General features: G+C 65.2%; 16 protein-coding genes. 11 read left to right on the top strand and 5 right to left on the bottom strand.

What is annotated here, in order from left to right; translation table 11 throughout:
- The first annotated feature begins 125 nt into the window (after positions 1–125).
- Entirely contained in the window at positions 126–3,917 is a 3,792-nt protein-coding gene (metH, locus tag C935_RS0102265) for a methionine synthase (RefSeq protein WP_018860891.1), read from the top strand.
- A gap of 75 nt (positions 3,918–3,992) precedes the next feature.
- On the opposite strand, the gene C935_RS0102260 is transcribed toward metH, so the two are convergent.
- Positions 3,993–4,754 carry a sulfite exporter TauE/SafE family protein gene (locus C935_RS0102260; RefSeq protein WP_018860890.1) on the bottom strand — a complete coding sequence of 254 codons (762 nt, stop codon included), beginning with the start codon at positions 4,752–4,754 and terminating at the stop codon, positions 3,993–3,995.
- Here C935_RS0102260 and C935_RS0102255 point away from each other — a divergent pair.
- Positions 4,747–5,403, top strand: coding sequence for a DUF4124 domain-containing protein (locus tag C935_RS0102255; RefSeq protein ID WP_018860889.1), 657 nt, complete (start codon positions 4,747–4,749; stop codon positions 5,401–5,403). The genes C935_RS0102260 and C935_RS0102255 overlap by 8 nt on opposite strands.
- Positions 5,404–5,412: 9 nt before the next feature.
- Here C935_RS0102255 and argB read toward each other — a convergent pair whose 3' ends face one another.
- Positions 5,413–6,291, bottom strand: coding sequence for an acetylglutamate kinase (gene argB, locus C935_RS0102250; protein ID WP_018860888.1), 879 nt, complete (start codon positions 6,289–6,291; stop codon positions 5,413–5,415).
- A gap of 169 nt (positions 6,292–6,460) precedes the next feature.
- On the opposite strand from argB, the gene hmpA reads away from it, so the two are divergent.
- On the top strand, positions 6,461–7,642 hold the full coding sequence (gene hmpA / locus C935_RS0102245) for an NO-inducible flavohemoprotein (RefSeq protein WP_018860887.1): 1,182 nt from the start codon (positions 6,461–6,463) through the stop codon (positions 7,640–7,642).
- On the opposite strand, the gene C935_RS0102240 is transcribed toward hmpA, so the two are convergent.
- Positions 7,643–8,482: a gamma-glutamyl-gamma-aminobutyrate hydrolase family protein gene (locus C935_RS0102240; protein WP_369771384.1), complete on the bottom strand. Its 840-nt coding sequence runs from the start codon at positions 8,480–8,482 to the stop codon at positions 7,643–7,645. It abuts the gene before it with no gap.
- Positions 8,448–9,440 (bottom strand): amidoligase family protein, encoded by a 993-nt coding sequence (locus C935_RS0102235; protein WP_018860885.1) that lies wholly within the window; start codon positions 9,438–9,440, stop codon positions 8,448–8,450. Before C935_RS0102235 ends, C935_RS0102240 begins: the two co-directional genes overlap by 35 nt.
- 111 nt (positions 9,441–9,551) lie before the next feature.
- On the opposite strand from C935_RS0102235, the gene folB reads away from it, so the two are divergent.
- From folB to fetB, 6 genes are all read left to right on the top strand, one after another.
- Positions 9,552–9,917: a dihydroneopterin aldolase gene (gene folB / locus C935_RS0102230; protein ID WP_017926523.1), complete on the top strand. Its 366-nt coding sequence runs from the start codon at positions 9,552–9,554 to the stop codon at positions 9,915–9,917.
- Positions 9,918–10,171: 254 nt separating this feature from the next.
- The gene (locus C935_RS0102225) at positions 10,172–10,888 is read left to right on the top strand and encodes a TorF family putative porin (protein ID WP_018860884.1); all 717 of its coding nucleotides are present in this window, start codon (positions 10,172–10,174) and stop codon (positions 10,886–10,888) included.
- A gap of 65 nt (positions 10,889–10,953) precedes the next feature.
- Positions 10,954–11,292: a P-II family nitrogen regulator gene (locus tag C935_RS0102220; protein WP_012981610.1), complete on the top strand. Its 339-nt coding sequence runs from the start codon at positions 10,954–10,956 to the stop codon at positions 11,290–11,292.
- A 37-nt stretch (positions 11,293–11,329) separates the two neighbouring features.
- The gene (locus C935_RS0102215) at positions 11,330–12,583 is read left to right on the top strand and encodes an ammonium transporter (RefSeq protein ID WP_018860883.1); all 1,254 of its coding nucleotides are present in this window, start codon (positions 11,330–11,332) and stop codon (positions 12,581–12,583) included.
- A gap of 203 nt (positions 12,584–12,786) precedes the next feature.
- Positions 12,787–13,407 (top strand): ATP-binding cassette domain-containing protein, encoded by a 621-nt coding sequence (locus tag C935_RS0102210; protein ID WP_018860882.1) that lies wholly within the window; start codon positions 12,787–12,789, stop codon positions 13,405–13,407.
- Positions 13,398–14,204 carry an iron export ABC transporter permease subunit FetB gene (gene fetB, locus C935_RS0102205; RefSeq protein ID WP_018860881.1) on the top strand — a complete coding sequence of 269 codons (807 nt, stop codon included), beginning with the start codon at positions 13,398–13,400 and terminating at the stop codon, positions 14,202–14,204. Before C935_RS0102210 ends, fetB begins: the two co-directional genes overlap by 10 nt.
- Before the next feature lie 148 nt (positions 14,205–14,352).
- Here fetB and speE read toward each other — a convergent pair whose 3' ends face one another.
- Positions 14,353–15,204, bottom strand: coding sequence for a polyamine aminopropyltransferase (gene speE / locus C935_RS0102200; protein ID WP_018860880.1), 852 nt, complete (start codon positions 15,202–15,204; stop codon positions 14,353–14,355).
- Positions 15,205–15,310: 106 nt separating this feature from the next.
- On the opposite strand from speE, the gene speA reads away from it, so the two are divergent.
- Both speA and C935_RS0102190 read left to right on the top strand, forming a co-directional pair.
- On the top strand, positions 15,311–17,215 hold the full coding sequence (gene speA, locus C935_RS0102195; protein WP_018860879.1) for a biosynthetic arginine decarboxylase: 1,905 nt from the start codon (positions 15,311–15,313) through the stop codon (positions 17,213–17,215).
- 4 nt (positions 17,216–17,219) lie between these two features.
- Positions 17,220–17,468, top strand: coding sequence for a YcgL domain-containing protein (locus C935_RS0102190; protein ID WP_018860878.1), 249 nt, complete (start codon positions 17,220–17,222; stop codon positions 17,466–17,468).
- Positions 17,469–17,547 lie beyond the last annotated feature (79 nt).

The following is a 17,547-nucleotide window of genomic DNA, read 5'->3' as shown; positions in this document are numbered from 1 at the left end:
CGGCGCAAAACAGGAGGCCGGACCTGTACAGCACAATCCGGAACTCTGTCCCGGGGTAGGGTTCCCGCCGGGCGTGAACGCCCGGCCACGACCATGAATCCATTCAACACAATGGTGTACCGCACATGACGGCAACGCGAAATGACATCGAGAAGGCGCTGAAAGAGCGCATCCTGATCCTGGACGGCGGGATGGGCACGACCATCCAGCTGTACAAGCTGGAGGAGGCCGACTATCGCGGCGAGCGCTTCAAGGACTGGGAGTCCGACCTGAAGGGCAACAACGACCTGCTGTCGCTGACCCGTCCGGACATCATCGAGCAGATCCATAACGACTACCTCGAGGCCGGCGCCGACATCATCGAGGCCAACACCTTCAACGGTACCCGCATCGCGATGGCGGACTACCACATGGAGGACCTGGTCCCCGAGCTGAACCGCGAATCCGCGAAGCTCGCGCGCAAGGCCGCCGACGCCTGGACGGAGAAGACCCCGGACAAGCCGCGCTTTGTCGCCGGCATCCTCGGTCCGACCAACCGCACCGCGTCGATCTCCCCGGACGTGAACGACCCGGGCGCACGCAACGTCGACTTCGACACCCTGGTCGATGCCTACAAGGAGGCCGCCGAGGCCCTGGTCGAGGGCGGCGTGGACCTGCTGCTGATCGAGACGGTCTTCGACACCCTGAACGCCAAGGCCGCGATCTTCGCGGTGAAGACTCTGGAAGACGAGCTCGGGAAGGACCTCCCGATCATGATCTCCGGGACCATCACCGACGCCTCCGGCCGTACCCTGTCTGGCCAGACCACCGAGGCCTTCTGGAACTCGGTGCGTCATGCGAACCCGGTCTCCATCGGCCTGAACTGCGCGCTGGGCGCGAAAGAGATGCGCCAGTACGTGGAAGAGCTGTCGCGCATTGCTGACACCCATGTCTCCGCGCACCCGAACGCCGGTCTGCCAAACGAGTTCGGTGACTACGACGAATCCCCGGAGCAGATGGCCGACGACGTCGGCCCCTGGGCCGAGCAGGGCATGCTGAACATCATCGGCGGCTGCTGCGGCACGCTGCCGGAGCACATCCGCGCGATGCGCGAGGCGGTGGAGAAGCACCCGCCGCGCAAGGTGCCGGAGATCGCCCCGGCCTGCCGTCTGTCGGGCCTCGAGCCGTGCAACATCACCGACGACTCGCTGTTCGTGAACGTCGGCGAGCGCACCAACGTGACCGGCTCGCGCAAGTTCCTGCGGCTGATCCAGAACGAGGAATACGACGTCGCGCTGGAAGTCGCGCTGAACCAGGTCGAGGGCGGCGCCCAGATCATCGACATCAACATGGACGAGGGGATGCTGGAGTCGCAGGACGCGATGGTCCGCTTCCTCAACCTGCTGGCCGGCGAGCCGGACATCGCCCGTGTCCCGGTGATGATCGACTCCTCCAAGTTCGAGATCATCGAGGCGGGCCTGAAGTGCGTGCAGGGCAAGCCGGTGGTCAACTCGATCTCCATGAAGGAGGGCGAGGAGAATTTCATCGAACAGGCGAAGCTGTGCCGCCGCTACGGCGCCGCGATTGTGGTTATGGCCTTCGACGAGGACGGCCAGGCCGATAACGAGGACCGCCGGGTCGAGATCTGCACCCGGGCCTACAAGCTGCTGACCGAGAAGGTCGGCTTCCCGGCCGAGGACATCATCTTCGACCCGAACATCTTCGCGGTCGCGACCGGTATCGAGGAGCACAACAACTACGGCGTGGACTTCATCGAGGCCACCCGCCGCATCAAGAACGACCTGCCGCACGCGCTGGTCTCCGGCGGCGTGTCCAACGTGTCGTTCTCCTTCCGCGGCAACGAACCGGTGCGCGAGGCGATCCACGCGGTGTTCCTGTACCACGCCATCAAGGCGGGCATGGACATGGGGATCGTGAACGCCGGCCAGCTGGCGGTCTACGACGACATCGACGAAAAGCTGAAGGAAGCGGTGGAGGACGTGGTCCTGAACCGTCGCGACGATTCGACCGAGCGGCTGCTCGATCTGGCCGAGGAGTACAAGGGCCAGGGCGGCGGCAAGAAGGAAGAGAACCTCGAGTGGCGCGAATGGGACGTCACCAAGCGCCTCGAGCACTCGCTTGTCAAGGGTATCGACACCTACGTGGTGGATGACACCGAAGAGGCGCGCCAGGCCTACGACCGCCCGATCCAGGTGATCGAGGGCCCGCTGATGGACGGCATGAACGTGGTCGGCGACCTGTTCGGCGAGGGCAAGATGTTCCTGCCGCAGGTGGTCAAGTCCGCGCGCGTGATGAAAAAGGCCGTGGCCCATCTGATCCCGTACATCGAGGCCGAGAAGACCGGCACCGAGAACAACGGCAAGATCCTGATGGCCACTGTTAAGGGCGACGTCCACGACATCGGAAAGAACATCGTCGGTGTGGTGCTGCAGTGCAACAACTTCGAGGTCATCGATATCGGAGTCATGCAGCCCGGTGCCGAGATCCTGAAGGCGGCCAGGGAGCACGACGTCGACGTGATCGGTCTGTCCGGCCTGATTACCCCCTCGCTGGAGGAGATGGCGAACTTCGCCGCCGATCTCGAACGCGAAGGCATGAAGACCCCGCTGATGATCGGCGGAGCCACCACCTCGCGTGCCCACACCGCGGTGAAGATCGAACCGAACTATTCCGGCCCGGTGGTCTGGGTGAAGGACGCCTCGCGGGCGGTGGGTGTGGCGCAGAGCCTGATCAGCCCCGAGCTGCGCGAGAACTACGCCGCCGAGATCCGCGAGGAGTACGAGAAGCTGCGGATCCAGACGGCCGGCCGCAAGAAGAAGGTTCAGTGGCTCTCGCTGGAAAAGGCGCGTTCCAACAAGCCGCAGATCGACTGGTCGAGCTACTCCCCGACCAAGCCGAAGGCACTGGAGACCGACAAGCTGCCGGGCGAGCCGAAGCTGCTGCACCCGCATGGCGACGGCTCCGTGCTGCTGCGCTTCGACGACTTCGACCTGAACGAGGTCAAGAACTTCATCGACTGGACGCCGTTCTTCCACTCCTGGCAGCTGCACGCCGCCTACCCGCGCATTCTCGACGACGAGAAGGTGGGCGAAGAGGCGCGCAAGCTGTTCAAGGATGCCCAGGAAATGCTCGATCGCATGATCGAGGAGAAGTGGGCCACCCTGCGCGGTGTGGTCGGCTTCTTCCCGGCGAACACCGTCAATGACGACGATATCGAGGTCTACACCGACGAGAGCCGATCGAAGGTGCTGACGAAGCTGCACCACCTGCGTCAGCAGACCGAGAAGCGCCGTGGTCAGCCCAGCCATTCGCTGGCTGACTTCCTGATGCCGAAGGACGTCGGCGGTCCCGACTACATCGGGGCCTTCGCGGTCAGCGCCGGTGGTGACGTCGATGCCAAGGCCGAGGAGTTCGAGAAGGCCAACGACGACTACCACGCGATCCTCGTGAAGAGCCTGGCGGATCGTCTGGCGGAGGCCTTTGCCGAGTGCATGCACCAGTACGTGCGCAAGCACTACTGGGGGTATGTCCCGGACGAGGCGCTTGAAAACGAGGACCTGATCGACGAGAAGTATCAGGGCATCCGTCCGGCCCCGGGCTACCCGGCCTGCCCCGAGCACACCGAGAAGGGCACGCTCTGGGAATTGCTGCAGGCCGACGAGCATGCGGACATGACGCTCACCGAGAGCTACGCGATGCTGCCGGTCTCGGCCGTGTCTGGCTGGTACTTCGCCCATCCGGAGTCGCGCTACTTCGGTCTGGGCAAGATCAACCGCGACCAGGTCGAGGACTATGCCCAGCGCAAGGGCATGTCGTTCGAGGAGGCCGAGCGCTGGCTCGCGCCGAATATCGGCTACGACGACAGCGACGAGGCCAAGGCGGAAGCCAAGGCCGAACGCGAGGCCAAGTCGGCCTGACCGCTGGCTGGATGTGCCGCTAACCGAAGCCCCGCCTCGTGCGGGGCTTCTTTTCGTGTGTGCTTTCGCGCTTGATCAGGGCACCGGTGCCAGCAGCGCGATCCCGGTCAGCACGGTGACCACCTCGAAGGTGCGCTTCACCAGCCGATTGCCGTAGCGGTGAGCCAGTGCTGCCCCCAGATAGCCGCCAATAAAACTGCCGATCAGCAGTGCCGGCAGCCAGTCCCACTGGACCGTGCCGAAGGTGCCGAGCAGCAGTGCCCCGGCGCCATTCCAGACAAGCCCCACCAGTACCATTGTGTAACCGACCGCCTGGGTGTAGCTCATGCCGTACCAGCGCACCAGCCAGAGCGTCACCATGAGCCCGGTGCCGGAGGCCAGCGAGCCATTCAGGATGCCGATGATGAACAGGCCCAGCGCTCCGATCAGGGCGTGTTGCAGGGTCTTGTCCGTCTCGCGCACGGCCTGGCCCAGCTGTGGCCGGCGCCAGGAGTACCAGCCCAGGGCGACGGTCAGCAGGCCCAGGGCGATCTCGCCGGCCCGCGGGGGGATTTCCAGCACCAGCCACGCACCGATCAGCACCCCGGGAAGACCGGCCGCAAGAATGACGGCTAGGCGAGCCGGTTCGAATGTGCTTTGCTTGAGGTGCCGCAGACTGGCCCCGGCGCCAAGCGCAACGGTGGCGATCTTGTGTGTGGCCAGGGCGACGGGATAGGGGAGCCCCAGAAATATGAGGACCGGCAACTGCAACAAGCCGGCCCCGCCGCCCGCAAGGGCGGAGAATCCATTCGCCAGGATGGCGATGAAGAGCAGGCCGAGGTGTTCGAGTATGGTCATGTCAGGGGGCGGAAAGCGCGATTCCGTGTGGCGGCGCGGCGTTTTTTGGGGCCTGGTGGCGCTGGTGCTGGCGCTGCCGGCTCATGCGGAAATCTATCGCTGGGTCGATGATGACGGCACGGTGCATTACTCGAACACCCCACAGCCAGAGGCCAGCCAGCGCGAGCGGCGCGTGTTTGATTCCCGTGGTCTTATGCGGGAGATCATACCTGCTCCCCCCACCCTCGAGGAGCGCGAGCAGGCCCGCGCCGAACAGGAGCAGGCGCAGCAGGAACTGGAGGCCGCGCGCCAGGCCCGGGCCGACCGGGCCACGCGCGCGCATCAGTTAAGACAGGCCTACGAAAACCTTGAGGAAATCGAGGAACTTCGTGCGCGCCGCGAGTCCGCTATCGGCGGGGATATCGCGCGTTCCGAGGCGCAGGAAACGACGTTGTTGCGGGAACGCGAACGTATCCGTCAGCAGTATGCCGACAGCGAATCGGCGTCGTCACGGGAGCGGTTCAAGGCCCAGCTTGATGACCTGGAAGAACGCATTGCGCGCGAACGTGCCTACCGGCAGGGGCAGCAAGACCGCCTGTCTGCCATTCAGCAGCGGCTGGACCTGGACCGCGAGGATTATCAGCGGCTTGTAATGGACGGCGACGGTTAGAAACTGTCGTTAGCGGCTGATCAGGGTCCCCACACCTTCGTCGGTCAGGAGTTCCAGCAGCACGGCATGCTCCACACGGCCATCGACGATATGCGTGGCGTTGACGCCGCTGCGCACGGCATCCAGTGCGCAGCGGATCTTCGGGATCATCCCGCCGTGGATCGTCCCGTCCCGGATCATCTCGTCCACTTCCGGGGCCGTCAGCTTGGGTAGTAGTTTTCCGTTGCCGTCCAGTACACCCGGGGTGTTGGTCAGCAGGAACAGCTTCTCCGCATCCAGCACCACCGCGAGCTTCTCGGCCGCGGTGTCGGCGTTGATGTTGTAGGCCTTGCCGTCGCGGTCGAAGCCGATCGGCGCGATCACCGGAATGAAGTCGCTTTCGTCCAGGGTATGCACGATCGCCGGGTCCACGCCCTCGACCTCGCCCACATGGCCCAGGTCCACGGTGGGCTGCCCCTCCGAGGCGCCGTAATCGCGCAGCGGGTTTGCGCGGATCATCTGGCCGTCCTTGCCGGTCAGGCCCACCGCGCGCCCGCCGAAGCGGTTGATCAGCGAGACGATCTCCTGATTCACGATCCCGCCGAGCACCATCTGCACCACGTCCATGGTCTCACGGTCGGTCACACGCAGGCCGTTGACGAACTCCGTCTGCTTACCCAGCCGTTCCAGCAGCTGGCCGATCTGCGGCCCGCCGCCATGCACCACCACCGGATTCACGCCCACCTGCTTGAGCAGCACGATGTCGCGCGCGAACGAGGCCTTCAGGTGGTCCTCGGTCATGGCGTTGCCGCCGTACTTGATCACGATCGTCTTGCCCGCGAAGCGCTGGATATAGGGCAGCGCCTCGATCAGGACATGGGCTACGGAATGGGCCGTATGGGTATCCATGGCAGTTCTGGCTGTTCAGGAATGCGGCCGCGCAGTTTACCACCGTGACAGAGGCAGGCGCCTGAGGTGCCGGTACCCGGCTTTAAGGTGCGTTAGAAATACGGCGTTTGACGGTGGGTTGCCGCTCCCGTATAAAGCTGCACACACAATACAACATAAGGAGAGATACATGCTGTCGGACGACCACAAGTCCATTATCCAGAAGACCGTCCCCATCCTGGAATCCGGGGGCGAAGACCTGACCCGCCACTTCTACAGCATTATGTTTCGCGATTACCCAGAGGTGCGGCCCCTGTTCAACCAGGCGCATCAGGCGAGCGGCCAGCAGGCGCGGGCGCTGGCGAATGCGGTGCTGCAGTACGCGCGGCACATCGACGAGATGGAGGCCCTGGGCCCGCTGGTCGGGCAGATCGTGAACAAGCATGTGTCGCTACAGGTGCAGCCGGAGCACTACCCGATTGTGGGCGAGTGCCTGCTGCGGGCAATGCGCGAGCTGCTGGGCGAGGAGATCGCGACCGATGCCGTGCTGGAGGCCTGGGGTGCGGCCTACCAGCAGCTGGCGGATATCCTGATCGCTGCCGAGGAGGATGCCTATCAGCAGGCCGAGGCGCAGGCGGGCGGCTGGCGCGGACTGCGTTCGTTTGTCGTGCGGCGCAAGGTGCCGGAGAGCGAGGAGATCACCTCGTTCTATCTGGAGCCCCAGGACGGCGGGCCAGTCCCCCCGTTCCAGCCCGGCCAGTACATCGGGCTGAAGGTCGATATTGATGGCGAAGAGCTGCGCCGAAACTACTCGCTTTCTATCCCGCCGGGCGCGCACGGGTTGCGCATCAGCGTGAAACGGGAGCCGGAAGGCCGGGTATCTCGGTTTCTGCACGACCGCATCCAGGAGGCCGATGTACTGGAACTCACCCCGCCGGCCGGAGATTTCGTCTTGCGCGAAAGCGATCGTCCGCTGGCCCTGATCTCGGCGGGCGTGGGGATTACCCCGACCATGGCCATGCTGGACCCGGCATTGGAGGCCGGACGCCAGGTGCACTTCATCCATTGCGCCCGCCACGGTGGGGTCCATGCCTTTCGCGAGCAGGTCGAGGCGCGGGCACGGGAGCACGATCACCTGCGTCCGTACTTCTGTTACAGCGAGCCTGCCAACGAGGATGCCGCCGACGCGACCGGCTTCCTGACTCGGGACAAGCTCGCCGAGTGGCTCCCGCATCGCACCGAGGTCGACGTGTACTTTCTGGGGCCGACGCCGTTCATGCGGCAGGTTCGCCAGCAGCTGCGCGAGCTTGGCGTGCCCGAGGAACGCTGTTTTTTCGAGTTCTTTGGCCCGGCACGGGCGCTGGAAGCCTGATCACAGCGGCTGGGCGGCGGCCACCAGTGCCCGGAACAGGCGCTGGTGGCGGCGTTTTTGTGGGAGGTATTCTGGGTGCCATTGCACGCCGATGCACCAGCCATGCTCGGCCTCGATCGCCTGAACGACGCCCGTCTCCTCGCGTCCGACGATGCGCATCCCCCGGCCCAGCCTGTCCACCGCCTGATTGTGCAGCGCGTTCACACGGATCGCGCCTTCGCCCAGTATCTGGGCCAGGTGACTGCGGCTATCGAGCATGACCGGCTTGACCGGAAGCAGGCTGCGCGCCTGCGGGGTCTCGACATAGAACTCGGCTAGATCCTGCTGTAGCGTCCCGCCGCGCACCACGTTGATCAGCTGCATCCCGCGGCAGATGCCCAGTACCGGGCGGTGCTCGTCCAGCGCGCGATGGATCAATGCCTTTTCCAGCCGGTCACGCTCCACGTCCAGTACGCCGCCGTGCGACTGGAACAGCCGCCTCAGGAGCCAGAGCGCGGGGTAGAACAGGTACCCGATCAGTCGTTGCGACAGGCGGCGTTCCGCGCCGCGAATGGCCTCCGGGTTCGGGCCCTGAGGCAGCGACTCCCCGTACAGTTGGGGATCGACATCCGCACCGCCCCCGACCACCAGTGCGTCGAACGCGCAATGGGGGCGCGGCTTGCCGGGGCGTACGCGCAGGGGGCGCCCGCCGGCGCGCCAGACGGCCAGCGCGGTAAACAGCCAGGCGGGGCCTCCACCCTGGTCGGGGCCGGTGATCGCGACGACTGGACGCCGCGCCGGCTCGGGGTCGCTCAGGGCCTCGTATTCAGAACCAGCCACGCAGCCTCCTGGCCCAGTCATCGGCCCAGCGACCCAGTGCCTGAGTGGGACGTTCCAGGTATTCGCGGCTCATCCGCTGCAGGCGTTCCCGGTCCGCGGCGAGCCGTTCCACTTCGACCCAGCCGTTAAAGGGGTGGGCCAGACTCCATTCGGGGTCGTCGATCTCGCAGTTGGGCAGGCGATAGTGGAACGCGGGCCGGGCCTTGATCAGTTCATGCTCCACCGGGGCGGCGTTGATGCGGTCCCGGTCCAGCTCGGCAAACAGCGGAAGCATGTCCAGCGGCCGATTACGCGTGGCGTTGTGTGCGAGGTAATGGTCGATCAGTCCCCCCTGGCCCGGCTGGAAGTCCGGGTTCAGGGTCTCGCGGACGAAGGTGCCGGGGAACGCGCGGATGTAGGGCGACAGGCGCCTGGCCAGGTCGATCTCGCCCGCGTTCGTCAGCACCTCGTACAGCAGGAGGAAGGCCCGCAGGACATCAAGGATCCAGGCGGCATCGGTGCTGTGGACCTCGATATTGAGCTGCAGCCCGAAGGCGTAGAGCAACGAGCGCTCGGTCCCAAGGGCACCGGCTTCCTGCAGTACGGCACGTACACGGTCCAGGCGGGGAAGTGCCGAGGCCGGTATCGGTGGTGCGACGATCTCGTGCGGTACCAGGCGCCCGGCGGCATCGGCCAGCCAGCGGTCCAGCGCGGCCTCGTCGGTGTCGTCGAGTTCGATGCCCAGCCGCCGCAGGTGGCTGCGATAGGCCCGGTCCTTCAGTACCCGGGCGTCCAGTTCGACCTGGAAATCGCCCTGGTCCGTATCGCAGACCCGGGCGACGAACGGGTTGTCACAGCGCACCTGGCCGCCAAACTCGGTGCGGATCGCCTCCGCCATGCGCTCGAGCGAAACGCCAGCCATCTCGATCTCCACGCCCACCTTTCGGGGCGACCCATCCGGGTTATCTGGCCACGGCAGATCGTGAAAGCGCTCGGGCATCAGGAATGTCCTTGGGAAGGTGCCGCGTCATGATAACGGTTCGGTGTACCTGCCGTGGGCAAGCCAGTACGATAGGCGCCGGCCGCCAGGGCCGGACCGCGAAGGTACGGGATGGATCGAATCTACCTCAAGGATCTGCGCATTGATGCCGTCGTCGGTGTCTATGACTGGGAACAGCGCATCCAGCGCCCCCTGCGCTTTGACATCCAGCTGGCTACTGATACGCGCATCGCCGCGCACTCGGGCGAGATCACCGATACGGTCGATTACGAGGCGGTGGCTAACGCCGTGCGCGCGATCGTCACGCGCGAGCCTCACGCGCTACTGGAATCTCTGGCCGAGGAGGTCGCGGAGGCCCTGATGGCCGAGTTCCGCACCCCCTGGGTGCGCATCGAACTGGGCAAGCCCGGTGCGGTTGCCGGTGTGGCCGAGGTCGGCATCGTGGTCGAACGCGGCACCCTGCCAGCCTCCGCCTGATCCCCTTACGCCTGTTCCTGACTTAGTCCGTTTCGGTGCCGGCCGTGCGGCCGGTCACAGATTCCTCATTCTCTGACCCAACATGGTGCGTGTGCACTTTTAGTGCGCACTACTTTCGTGCGCGCGAGCGTCGTTCGCCTGCAACAGGTGTTGTGAAAAGCCGATCTGGCTCCGTTTTCCCGATGTGGCACGGCCCGTGCAAGGACCGGGTGTCGACTACGCGACACTCAATTGCACAACTGGGAGAACACAACATGAAGAAGTTCACTCGTTCCGCACTGGCCGCCGCCATTGTCACTGTCGGCTCGACCGGTGGCGTGGTCTTTACCTCGACCGCCACCGCGGAGCTTTCCGTCAACATCGGGGCGGTCTCCAACTACTACTTCCGTGGTGGTTCTGAAACGGATGACGGTGCCGCGATCCAGGGTGGCATAGATTACGAACACGCATCCGGATTTTATACCGGAACCTGGGTCTCCAATGTCGACTTCGGGGACGACACGAGTTACGAGCTGGATCTTTATCTTGGGTTCGCCGATGACTTCGAAAACGGTCTTGGCTACGACGTCGGCTACGTCTACTACGCCTACCCCGATGCCCGTGACGACACCGGTTCCCTGAGCGCCGATTTCGGCGAGATCTACGGCGAGCTGAGTTTCGACACCGGCCCTGTAGGCCTCTATGGCGGTATCGCACACGTCGTCACCGACAGCTCCGACTCGGCGCTCGAGCGCAAGGATACGTACTACTACGGCGGCCTCGATATCCCGTTCATGGATGTCTACAGCGTCGGCTTCCTGGTCGGCCGCCAGACCTTCGACGACACCGACGAAAACGACAACTACACCCACTACACCGCGAGCCTCACCCGCGATGCCGGTGACTGGGGCGAGTTCAGTTTCAACCTGGAATACGTCGATGAGTCCGACGAGGACGTTGGCGCCTGGGTGGGCTGGACCAAGACGTTCTAAACCCGGCTTTTCCCCTCAAGTAACTGCGGGTCCGCCTTTTGGTGGACCCGCTCAAGGAGTCCGACATGAAGATGATTACCGCCGTGATCAAGCCGTTCAAGCTTGATGATGTCCGCGAGGCGATCTCGGAGATCGGCGTGCAAGGAATGACCATGACCGAAGTAAAGGGTTTTGGTCGTCAGCGCGGCCATACCGAGCTCTATCGCGGAGCCGAATACGTGGTCGATTTTCTGCCCAAGGTGAAACTGGAAGTGGCTGTCGACGAGAACTTGGTCGATCAGGTGGTCGAGGCCATTTCCAAGTCTGCCAGTACGGGCAAGATCGGCGACGGCAAGATCTTTATCACACCGGTGGAGCAGGTCGTGCGTATTCGCACGGGCGAGACCGGCCCGGAGGCCCTTTAAGGGTTTTCCCTCTTCCATCGAATGAGGAATTTCAATCATGGAAATTGAACAACAAGTTGTCGAACTCGCCTATGCGATGGACACATTTTATTTTCTGGTGGCCGGTGCACTGGTGATGTGGATGGCCGCGGGCTTTACCATGCTCGAGGCCGGGATGGTGCGCACCAAGAGTGTCGCCGAAATCGCTACCAAGAACATCGCCCTGTATTCGATCGCCAGCATCATGTACATGCTGATCGGTTACAACATCATGTACGGCGATGGCCTGAGCTCCGTAATCCCGAGCCTGGGCTTCCTGATCACCGGCGACAATGCCGTGGGCGAGGTACTGGGTAGCGATGGCGACATCTACTACTCCGATCGTGCCGACTTCTTCTTCCAGGTCGTGTTCGTGGCCACCGCGATGTCCATCGTCTCGGGTGCCGTGGCCGAGCGGATGAAGCTGTGGGCTTTCCTGGCCTTCGCGGTCGTGCTGACCGGCTTCATCTACCCGATCCAGGGCTTCTGGAGCTGGGGTGAAGGGTTCCTCGACCAGATCGGCTACCTCGACTACGCCGGTTCCGGCATCGTCCACTTCACGGGTGCCGCCGCGGCATTGGCCGGTGTGCTGCTCCTCGGGGCGCGCAAGGGCAAGTACGGCAAGGACGGTCAGATCAACGCGATCCCGGGCTCCAGCATGCCGTTGGCGACCCTGGGCGTGCTGATCCTGTGGTTGGGCTGGTTCGGCTTCAATGGTGGCTCCGAGCTGAAGGTCTCGGACATCGAGTCCGCCAACGCCGTGGCCGCCGTGTTCGCCAACACCAACCTGGCCGCGGCCGGGGGTGTGGTCGCCGCCCTGATCACCACCCGTCTGGTGTTCGGCAAGGCTGATCTGACCATGGCACTGAACGGCGCGGTCGCGGGCCTGGTGTCCATCACGGCCGAGCCGCTGATGCCCAGCCCGTTCCTGGCGATGATCATCGGTGCCATCGGTGGCGTGATCGTGGTCTTCTCGATCGTCGCGCTGGACAAGCTGAAGATCGACGATCCGGTTGGTGCGATCTCCGCGCACGGTACTGCCGGTATCTGGGGTGTGATGGCCGTGTTGCTGTCCAACCCGGACGCGACGTTCTTCGGCCAGATCGCGGGCCTGCTCGCCATCTTCGCCTTCGTCTTCACGGCATCCCTGATTGTCTGGGCCATCCTGAAGGCCGTGATGGGTATTCGCCTGAGCGAAGAGGACGAGGAGATCGGTGCCGACATCACCGAGTGTGGCCTCGAGGCCTACCCGGAATTCACCGGGAAGCAGTAAACGCTCGAAACGCGAGTAGGGGTTCGGCCCGGAGGGCCGGGTCGAACCCCCAAAGTGTCTCCTCCGACGCCGACAGCAACAGTCTCCCAGGACTCAAGGATGTTGGCTTTCAGGGCGCCTCCCCGGCGCCCTCTTTTTTTGCCCCCCGCGAACCCCCGCGGGTTCGGTTACGATTCCGCTTTCGCCTGACCGGAACCGCCAGCATGGATCGCCTGTTCGAAGCACATGAGCTGAAAACGGCCCACCTGGGCCCGCTGGAACTGCAACTCCAGCCCGGCGAGCTGGTGCAGCTTACCGGTGCCTCGGGCTCCGGCAAGTCCCTGCTGTTGCGCGCGCTGGCGGACCTGGATCCGAATACCGGCGAGGTCCGTCTGGCCGGTGCGCCCCGCGACTCGATGCCCCCGGTGCAGTGGCGCCGGCAGGTTGCTTATGTGCCGGCGGAGACCGCCTGGTGGAGCGAACGCGTGGACGAGCACCTGCCCGCCGACTTCTCCCGCGAGACGGCGCTGCACCTGCTGGAGCAGGTCGCACTCCCGGAAGAATCCCTGCACTGGGAGGTCGAGCGGCTCTCCAGCGGCGAGAAGCAGCGCCTGGGTCTTCTGCGGGCGCTGCTGAATCATCCACGCGTCCTCCTGCTGGACGAGCCCACCGCCAACCTCGACCTGGAGAACACCAGGCGCATCGAGCGCGCGGTACGCACATACCTGGCGGAGGAAGAGGCGGCGGCCCTTTGGGTCAGCCATGACACGCTGCAACGCCAGCGCCTCGGTGGACGCATCCTGACCATCAGCAACGGCAAGCTGGAGGCCCCCGCATGGAGCTGATCTCGCTTTCCCCGTTCGATCTGACGCTGGCGGCGCTGCTGGTCGTCGCGCTGGCCGGGGTGACCGTCTGGGCGCGCATGGGCCTGGGGCGCAGCCTGCTGATCGCCGGGGCGCGCACCGTGATCCAGCTGCTGCTGGTCGGGCTGATCCTGCAGACGCTGTTCGACCACGCCCAGCTTGGCTGGGTGGCGTTGATGGCGGTGATCATGCTGGCGGTGGCCGGCTACGAGGTGATGGCGCGCCAGCAGCGCCGCTTCGCCGGGCTGTGGGGCTACGGGATCGGTACCGTGACCATGTTCATCTCGGCATTCGCGGTCACGGTGCTGGCACTGACCACCATGGTCGGCCCGACCCCCTGGTGGGAGCCGCAATACGCGATCCCGCTGCTGGGCATGCTGCTCGGCAACACCATGACCGGTATCGCGCTGGGACTGGACCGCCTGACGCAGACCGTCTGGCGCGAGCGCCGAACAATCGAGGGCCGGCTCGCGATGGGGGCCTCCTGGAGCGAAGCGGTCACGACCATGCGTCGCGAGGCCGCGCGCTCCGGCCTGATGCCGACCATCAACGCCATGGCCGCCGCCGGCATCGTCAGCCTGCCGGGCATGATGACCGGCCAGATCCTGGCCGGCGCCCCGCCGGTGGAGGCCGTGAAGTACCAGATCCTGATCATGTTCCTGATCACCGCGGGCACCGGCTTCGGCACCCTGGGCGCGGTCTGGTTCGCCTCCCGCCGCCTGTTCGACACCCGTGAACGCCTGCGCCTCGACCGCCTCAAGGCCGGCCGCCCCGCCTAGCCCGATCCCGCACTCACGGCGCAATTCGCATGTGCTCTTTGCACCCTGCGGTGCTCGGTAGCTCCGTAGGATGCGCTGAGCGCAGCGAACCGCATCAAGCCGCGGCCGGCGGAACCCCTTGCGTGGGAGGCTGAAGGGGCTGCCCGCCTCAGGCGAACAGCTTGCGGCGGAAGAACTCCGGGGTGGCACCGGCGGCGCGGTGGATCGCGGCGTTGTAATAGTGCGTGACAAACGGCAGTTCCTCGGCTGCCTCTTCGCGCAGGAACGACACCGGGCAGTCCTTCGCGGCGATGGTGCAGGTCCACCAGCCTGAGGGATAGGTCGGTTGCGGGAAGTGCAATGCCAGGGCGTCGATAAAGTTCGCCGCACGCAGGCTGTCATGCATTGGGCGGATGATGCTGTCGGTGTGCAGCAGCGGCGATTCGCTCTGCTGCACCAGCAGGCCGTCCGGGCCCAGGGCCTTCACGCAGTCCTTGTAGAACGCGGTGGAGAACAGGCCTTCGGCCGGGCCGACCGGGTCGGTGGAGTCGACGATGATCACGTCGATGGAGCCGGGGGCGGCGTCCTTCAGGTACTGCACGCCGTCGTCGAACAGCAACTCGGCGCGCGGATCGTCATTGGCGTCGCACAGCTCCGGGAAGTATTGCTCGGACAGGCGGGTGACGCGCTCGTCGATATCCACCTGCACGGCGCGCTCGACCTCGTCGTGCTTGAGCACCTCGCGCAGGGTGCCGCAGTCGCCGCCGCCAATGATCACCACGTTCCTCGGAGCGTTGTGCGAATACAGCACCGGGTGCGACATCATCTCGTGGTAGATGAAGTTGTCGCGGCCGGTCAGCATCACGCAGTCGTCGATCACCATCAGGTTGCCGAAGGCCTCGGTCTCGTAGATCTCGATCCTCTGGTACGGGGTCTGTTCTTCGTGCAGCTTCTGCTTGATGCGCAGGGACAGCGCCATGTCTTCGTGCGGTTCGCTGAACCAGTTGTTGTCGAGTGCCATTGGCGGCTCCCCTTGCCGGTGCGGTGGACGGTATGATGCGCCGCTATGATAGTGCCCCGTACGCTGCGGGCAACTGGTCACACTCATGCGCAAACCCGGGATCGCCATGTCTGACACGCCCTGGAATCTGGACGAGGCCCGCGCCACCTACGGGATCGATCACTGGAACGGTGGCTTCTTCGAGGTGAACGCCGCGGGCAACGTGGCGATGCGCCGCGCGGACTGGCCGGAGCACCCTGGCGTGGATCTGTACGAGCTCGCGGGGCGTCTGCGGGAGGAGCATGTGGGCCCGCCGGTGCTGGTGCGATTCCAGGATGTGCTGGACGGCCGGGTGCGCCGCCTGGCGCGGGCCTTCGACACCGCCGCGCGCGAGCTGGAGTACGAAGGCGTATTCACGGCGATCTATCCGATCAAGGTCAACCAGCAGCGCAGTGTGGTGGATCAGATTCTGGCGGCCGGTGATCAGCCGGATGCCGAGGGGCTAACCCCGCGCGTGGGGCTGGAGGCCGGCTCCAAGCCGGAGCTGATGGCCGTACTGGCGCAGTCGCGCCCGGGTGCGGCGATTATCTGCAACGGCTACAAGGACCGCGAATACGTGCGCCTGGCGCTGATCGGGCGCCAGCTCGGACACCGCGTGTACATCGTGATCGAGAAACCCTCCGAACTGGAGGAGGTGATCCGCCAGGCCGAGGCCATGCAGGTCGAGCCGCTGCTGGGCCTGCGCGTGCGCCTGGCCTCGATCGGCAAGGGCAAGTGGCAGAACACCGGCGGCGAGAAGGCCAAGTTCGGCCTCTCGGCGGCGGATGTGCTGGGCATCCTCGAGCGCCTGCGCGGCCTCGGCTGGCTGGGCCGGCTGCAACTGCTGCACTTTCACATGGGCTCGCAGATCGCGAACATCCGCGACATCCAGAACGGCATGGGCGAGGCGGCCAGCTATTTCGCCGCGCTGACCGAGGCCGGCGCGGCCCTGCGGGTAGTGGATGTCGGCGGCGGGCTGGGCATCGACTACGAGGGCTCGCGCTCGCGCAACGAATGCTCCATCAACTATTCGGTGGAGGAGTACGCGCTGAACATCCTGCGCCCGCTCAAGCGCATCTGCGAGGAACTGGGTCTGACCATGCCCGAGGTCTTCAGCGAGTCCGGGCGCGCCCTGACCGCGCACCATGCGGTGCTGATCACCAACGTGATCGACTGCGAGCCGGCCCCGGGGGATGGCGACGTCCCGCCTGCGGAGAATGGCGAACTGCCCGAGATCGCCGCCATGCGTGCCTTGCTGGACGAGGGCGAGCGCCCGGCGTCCGAGATCTACCACGATGCCGCCTACGGCCTGGCGGAGGTGCAGGCGCGCTTTGCCCGCGGGATGCTGTCGCTGGCCGACCGCGCCCGTGCCGAGGCGATCTACTTTGCCCTGTGCCAGCGGCTGCTGGCACGGCCGGAGGCCCTGCCGGCGGAGATCCACGCGGAGCTGACCGACAAGCTGGCGGACAAGGTCTTCTGCAACTTCTCCGTGTTCCAGTCGATCCCGGACACCTGGGCGATCAACCAGATCTTCCCGATCATGCCGCTGCATCGGCTGGACGAACGGCCGACGCGGCGCGCGGTGCTGCAGGACCTGACCTGCGACTCCGATGGCCACATCGAGCACTACGTGGAGCGCGAAGGCACGCACACAACGCTCGCCCTGCACCCGTGGAACGACCGCGAGCCGTACTACCTCGGCATCTTTCTGGTCGGCGCCTACCAGGAGATCCTGGGCGATCTGCACAACCTGTTCGGGGACACCGACACCGTGAACGTGGAGTTGCTGCCGGAAGGCGGCTATCGCCTGGTCGACCCAGAACGCGGCGACACCGTGGACGAACTGCTGTCGTACGTGCACTTTGCCCCGGATGATCTGCGGCGCACCTTCCGCGCCAAGATCGACGCCGCCGGCCTGCGCGGCGAGGCCGCGGGCCGGCTGCTGGCGGAGCTGGAGCAGGGCCTGACCGGCTACACCTATCTCGAGGACTGAACCGATGCAGTGCTATGTCTACCGCGCGACCCGGCGCGCCGATACCTACGTCTATCTGCCGCAGAAGGGCGACTTCTCCGAACTCCCCGACGGCCTGAGTCGAGCACTCGGTCGCCTCGAGTTCGCCCTGGAGTTCGAGCTGACCCCGGAGCGCGCCCTGGCCCAGGAAGACCCGCAAAAGGTCCTGGCCAACCTCAATGAGCAGGGCTTCCACCTCCAGCTCCCACCGCCGGAAGACGAGTCCAGGTCCTGACCCTCCGCGCGGCCGCCCACATGGTGCCGCCATGCTTCCCGAACCCGCGTCACTTTGGGTCATTCCGGCTCTGTCGCTG

Origin of the sequence: Thioalkalivibrio sp. ALJ3, assembly GCF_000377205.1 — a bacterium.
In the GTDB taxonomy this organism is placed as follows: Bacteria; Pseudomonadota; Gammaproteobacteria; order Ectothiorhodospirales; family Ectothiorhodospiraceae; genus Thioalkalivibrio.
The sequence above is the reverse complement of the archived record's forward strand: the minus strand, read 5'-3'. Positions and strand labels throughout refer to the sequence as shown.

Bases quoted from the DNA above. Each gene is read 5' to 3' on its own strand.
- metH (WP_018860891.1), top strand. From the start codon at position 126: ATGACGGCAACGCGAAATGACATCGAGAAGGCGCTGAAAGAGCGCATC.
- argB (WP_018860888.1), bottom strand. From the start codon at position 6,291: ATGGATACCCATACGGCCCATTCCGTAGCCCATGTCCTGATCGAGGCG.
- C935_RS0102240 (WP_369771384.1), bottom strand. From the start codon at position 8,482: ATGACTGGGCCAGGAGGCTGCGTGGCTGGTTCTGAATACGAGGCCCTG.
- speA (WP_018860879.1), top strand. From the start codon at position 15,311: ATGTCTGACACGCCCTGGAATCTGGACGAGGCCCGCGCCACCTACGGG.
- C935_RS0102210 (WP_018860882.1), top strand. From the start codon at position 12,787: ATGGATCGCCTGTTCGAAGCACATGAGCTGAAAACGGCCCACCTGGGC.
- fetB (WP_018860881.1), top strand. From the start codon at position 13,398: ATGGAGCTGATCTCGCTTTCCCCGTTCGATCTGACGCTGGCGGCGCTG.
- C935_RS0102260 (WP_018860890.1), bottom strand. From the start codon at position 4,754: ATGACCATACTCGAACACCTCGGCCTGCTCTTCATCGCCATCCTGGCG.
- folB (WP_017926523.1), top strand. From the start codon at position 9,552: ATGGATCGAATCTACCTCAAGGATCTGCGCATTGATGCCGTCGTCGGT.
- hmpA (WP_018860887.1), top strand. From the start codon at position 6,461: ATGCTGTCGGACGACCACAAGTCCATTATCCAGAAGACCGTCCCCATC.
- C935_RS0102225 (WP_018860884.1), top strand. From the start codon at position 10,172: ATGAAGAAGTTCACTCGTTCCGCACTGGCCGCCGCCATTGTCACTGTC.
- speE (WP_018860880.1), bottom strand. From the start codon at position 15,204: ATGGCACTCGACAACAACTGGTTCAGCGAACCGCACGAAGACATGGCG.
- C935_RS0102215 (WP_018860883.1), top strand. From the start codon at position 11,330: ATGGAAATTGAACAACAAGTTGTCGAACTCGCCTATGCGATGGACACA.
- C935_RS0102235 (WP_018860885.1), bottom strand. From the start codon at position 9,440: ATGCCCGAGCGCTTTCACGATCTGCCGTGGCCAGATAACCCGGATGGG.
- C935_RS0102220 (WP_012981610.1), top strand. From the start codon at position 10,954: ATGAAGATGATTACCGCCGTGATCAAGCCGTTCAAGCTTGATGATGTC.
- C935_RS0102190 (WP_018860878.1), top strand. From the start codon at position 17,220: ATGCAGTGCTATGTCTACCGCGCGACCCGGCGCGCCGATACCTACGTC.
- C935_RS0102255 (WP_018860889.1), top strand. From the start codon at position 4,747: ATGGTCATGTCAGGGGGCGGAAAGCGCGATTCCGTGTGGCGGCGCGGC.